Below are 2,069 nucleotides of genomic sequence, written 5' to 3'. Positions count from 1 at the left end.
TCGGGATTGGTGCGGCTGCCGATGCCCATCTTGTCAAACTCGGCCTTGGAAAGACCCAGCATCTGGTTGACGTTGGGCACGACCTTCACCACCTGGTTGAAAAGCGAACCATCGGCCGCCTTCGCCACTTCGGTCAGGTAGATATTGGCGATGGCGTTGCGGTTGTCGTCCAGCTTCACGTCACCGGTGGGCGTCTTGAGCGTCATGGTGGACAAGGTCTTGCGCAGCGCAGCCTGGTTGCCCGACAGATCGCCTTTGACCGCATCCATGGCGTCCAGAGCGGCCTTGGTGTTCACGTAGTAGCCGTGCGCGAACAAGGATGGGCTGGGGAACCCGTCCTTGAAAGTGGCCTTGTAGTTGGCGACAAACTTCTTCCAGTCTGCGCTGTCATTGCCGTCCGCAATGGGGCTCGATGCCGGTGTGCCGATGAGCGAGTCGCGCCGCTTGCCTTTGTAGCCCAGCACCGTCTGGTCCACCGTGATGGTGCCGCCGATCAGGGGCTTGGTGCCACCGTTCTGCTCGTACTGGGTCAGGAAGTTGACCGCATCCGAGCCACCCAAAGCCACGTACACGGCGTCGATGTCGGCGGGCAGTTTGGCGATGACCGACGAATAGTCTTTGGTGCCAATGGGAACCCAGTGCTTGTCCAGCACTTTGCCGCCAGCTTTGCAAAACTCCATCATGAAACCGGCCACCTGCGAATACGGGAAGGCGTAGTCTTCGGCCACCACCACCACTTTCTTGTAGCCCTTGGCAAACGAGTGAGAACCCAGACCGGCCGACCACTGCGCGCCATCGGTGGAGAAGCGGAAGAAGTTCGGCGCCGGGCTGGAGAGCGTGGTCTCTTGGGCGCCGGAGGTGCCATTCAGGAACGTGGTTTGCAACTGGCTCTTGGCGTAGTCCTTGACCGCAATGCCTTCGGAGCCCGACAGCGGGCCGATCAGGATCTGCACCTTGTCTTGCTCCACCAGCTTGCGGGTGGCGCTCACGGCAGAATCGGGCGAGCCGTTCGACGAGCCTTTGATCAGCTCGATTTTCTTGCCGCCGGCCATGTAGTTGTGCTCCTTGAGCGCCAGCTCCACGCCGCGGATACCGTCCTGCCCCAACACGGTGAAGGCGCCTTGAAGGGTGGCGTGTGCACCCATCTTGACGGTCTCCTGGGCCGACGCCGGCACCGCAGCGAAGACCATGGCGACGGCGGTCGCGAGGGGCAGCGGACGAAAGAAATTGCTTTTGATCATGGGTTGTCTCCAGGGGTGTTATCGGGAAGTGCCGCCCGGCAGGGACTGGCGCTGCGTGTCCGGGCGGACAAGGACGCGCAAACGCTCCCACAGACCCAGTAGGCCGTCGGGAGAAACCAGAATCACGAAAAGGAATACGCCACCGATGACGAGGTTGAAACGATCGCGGCTCACAAAATCGATGGCGAAGTTCTGCAGCAGCACGAACAGCGCGGCGCCCAGGAACGCGCCGATGGGGTGGCGCAGTCCGCCCAGCACAGCGATCACCAGCACGTTGATCAGGGCTGCCGTGTTGATCGATCCCGGCGACACCCCGTGGTTGTAGTAAGCAAACAGCACACCGCCCGCGCCGGCGATGAGGCCACCAATGGCATGCGCCAGCAACCGGTGTTGGGTGACGTTGAAGCCCAGCGACGACATGCGGCGCGCGTTGTCCCGCACCCCCTGCAAACCGATACCAAAGGTCGTGCGGCCGATGTAGATCACGCCAAACACCGCCAGCGCAGACACGGCGAGGCAAAGGTAATAGAAGGCGCGCGGGTCGCCCAGGTCAAACCCCAGGAGCGTCGGCGTCTCTATGTTGGAGAAGCCCTGGAAGCCATTGAAAACGGTGTAATTCTGTTGCGCGAGATAGAAGAAGGCCACGCCAATGGCGAGCGTGATCATGATCGTGCGGATGCCCTCGGTGCGGATAGACAGCGCGCCGATGAGCACGGCCACGACCACACTGATCGCCAACGCCACGGGCACCGCCAGCCAAGGCGCCCAGCCCAGGCTGATGGTGGTGACCGACGAGGAGCCAAAGATCGCCACCATGTAAGCGGCCAC

At 62.1% G+C, this 2,069-nt stretch carries 2 protein-coding genes; both read right to left on the bottom strand.

Annotated elements, in window-relative coordinates:
• Nucleotides 1–1,241, bottom strand: a 1,241-nt coding sequence (locus ABYB95_RS22420; RefSeq protein WP_372662210.1) for an ABC transporter substrate-binding protein, incomplete at its 3' end; no start/stop codon positions are given.
• Nucleotides 1,242–1,259: 18 nt separating this feature from the next.
• Nucleotides 1,260–2,069: branched-chain amino acid ABC transporter permease (locus tag ABYB95_RS22415; protein ID WP_372662207.1), on the bottom strand; the 810-nt coding region annotated here is incomplete at its 5' end.

Origin of the sequence: Hydrogenophaga sp. (assembly GCF_041633695.1) — a bacterium.
GTDB lineage: Bacteria > Pseudomonadota > Gammaproteobacteria > Burkholderiales > Burkholderiaceae_C > Hydrogenophaga.
Note: the sequence above shows the minus strand (reverse complement) of the source record. Positions and strands in the feature narration are given on the sequence as shown.